This is a genomic window from Kineococcus vitellinus (assembly GCF_009906315.1).
In the GTDB taxonomy this organism is placed as follows: Bacteria; Actinomycetota; Actinomycetes; order Actinomycetales; family Kineococcaceae; genus Kineococcus; species Kineococcus vitellinus.
The window spans coordinates 1-2,209 of sequence record NZ_JAAALL010000462.1 but is presented as its reverse complement, the minus strand read 5'-3'; the positions used below and the strand labels follow the sequence as shown (position 1 = coordinate 2,209).

Sequence of the window (2,209 nt, the reverse complement as noted above, 5' to 3'; positions counted from 1 at the left end):
GAGGGGAGCGGGGAGCGCACCGCACGAGCCTGCCCCACACTGGGCCGCGTGCCCGAGCTGCCCGAGGTCGAAGCGCTCGCCGCCTCCCTGCGCGAGCGGCTGGTGGGCCGGGTCGTGGCCGCCGTCGAGGTCGGCGCGCTCAACGCGCTGAAGACCTACGACCCGCCGCCGACGGCCCTGCACGGCCTGCTCGTCACCGGCGTCGAGCGGCACGGCAAGTGGCTGGACGTCGACGTGGACGGCCTGCACCTGCTCGTGCACCTGTCCCGGGCCGGCTGGCTGCGCTGGTCCGACGCGCTGCCGCGGGCGCCGCTGAAGCCGGGCGGCAAGAACCCCGTCGCGCTGCGGGTGCGGCTGGCGCCCGAGGACGACGACGACCCGCACCGGCCGCCGGGCTTCGACCTCACCGAGGCCGGCACCCAGAAGCGGCTCGCCGTCCACGTCGTGCGCGACCCCGCGCAGGTGCCGGCCGTCGCCACCCTCGGCCCCGACCCGCTGGAGGCCTCCTTCGACCTCGACGCCTTCCGCGCGCTGCTGGCCGGCTCGCGCCAGCAGGTCAAGGGGCTGCTGCGCGAGCAGTCCGTCCTGGCCGGGGTCGGCAACGCCTACAGCGACGAGGTCCTGCACGCGGCGCGGCTGTCGCCGTACGCGGTCGCCGGCGCGCTGCCCGAGCAGGACGTGCAGCGGCTCTTCGAGGCGCTGCGCACGACGCTGCGCGAGGCCGTGGCCGCGGCGGCCGGGCGCCCGGCGGCGCAGCTGAAGGACGCCAAGCGGGCCGGGATGCGGGTGCACGGGCGCACCGGCGAGCCGTGCCCGGTGTGCGGGGACACCGTGCGGGAGGTCTCCTACGCCGACCGCTCGACGCAGTACTGCCCCACCTGCCAGACCGGCGGGAAGGTGCTCGCCGACCGGCGGCTGTCGCGGCTGCTGAAGTGAGTTCCCCAGGAGTTCCCTGAGGATTCGCTTGGCACCGGGCCCGCGGGCCGGTTGGCTGCGCCCGTGACCCACCTCAGCACAGCCCCCCGCCCCTCCCGCCGCAGCCTGCTCTCCGCCGCGGCGCTCCTCGGCGGCCTCGCCGCCGTCCCGGCCTCCGCCGCCACGGCCTCGGCCTCCGCCGCCGGCGCCGCGGCCGTCGACCACGGCTGGCCCACGCCCTTCGTCGTCGGCCACCGCGGGGCGTCCGCCTACCGGCCCGAGCACACCGTCGCCTCCTGGGAGCTCGCCGCGCGCCTGGGCGCGGAGGTCATCGAGCCCGACCTCGTCCCCACCCGCGACGGCGTCCTCGTCTGCCGCCACGAGCCGGAGATCTCCGGGACCACCGACGTCGCCCGGCGCCCCGAGTTCGCCGCCCGCCGCGCCACCAAGGTCATCGACGACGTCGAGTACACCGGCTGGTTCACCGAGGACTTCACCTACGAGGAGCTGAGGACCCTGCGGGCCGTCGAGCGCCTGCCGCAGCTGCGCCAGCGCAACACCGTCTACGACGGGCTGTGGCAGGTCCCCACCTTCGAGGAGGCGCTGGCCACCCGCGCGCGCCTGTCCGAGGAGCTCGGCCGCACCATCGGCATCGTCCCGGAGATCAAGCACTCCACCTACTTCCGCTCCCTGGGCCTCGGCGTGGAGGAGCCCCTCGTCGCCGCCCTGACCGCCGCGGGCCTCAACTCCGCCGACGCCCCCGTCGTCGTGCAGTCCTTCGAGCTGACCAACCTCCAGCATCTGCGCACGACCCACGGGCTGCGCACCCGCGCCGTCTTCCTCACCTCCGAGGTGGGCGCGCCCGCCGACCTCGTCGCGGCCGGCGACCCCCGCCAGTACGCCGACCTGCTCATCCCCTCCTCGCTGCGCGACCTGGCCCGCTTCGTCGACCAGGTCGGGCCGTCGCTGGCCCAGCTCACGGAGAGCCTGGTCGACGACGCGCACGCCGCGGGGCTGCAGGTCGTGCCCTACACGCTGCGCCCGGAGAACAGCTTCCTGCCCGAGGAGTTCCGCACCGGCGACGACCCGGCCGCGTGGGGGCGGGTCGTCGACTACGCCGTCGAGCTCTTCGCGACCGGCATCGACGGGATCTTCACCGACGCCCCCGACGTCGCCGTCGTCGCCCGCGAGCGCTTCCTCGCCGGGCAGGGCTGACCCTTTTCGGAGCAACCTCCGCCCGCAGGCGGACACGGCGGTTCCCCCCGTGGTCCGATGCCCTCCCACAGCCCCGGGA

The 2,209-nt window shown here is 75.9% G+C and carries 2 protein-coding genes; both read left to right on the top strand.

What is annotated here, in order from left to right; translation table 11 throughout:
* Positions 1–48: 48 nt before the first annotated feature.
* Positions 49–936, top strand: a complete 888-nt coding sequence (locus tag GTQ99_RS22445; RefSeq protein WP_166617892.1) for an Fpg/Nei family DNA glycosylase — start codon at positions 49–51, stop codon at positions 934–936.
* Between the two features lie 63 nt (positions 937–999).
* The gene (locus GTQ99_RS22440) at positions 1,000–2,130 is read left to right on the top strand and encodes a glycerophosphodiester phosphodiesterase family protein (RefSeq protein WP_166617891.1); all 1,131 of its coding nucleotides are present in this window, start codon (positions 1,000–1,002) and stop codon (positions 2,128–2,130) included.
* Positions 2,131–2,209 lie beyond the last annotated feature (79 nt).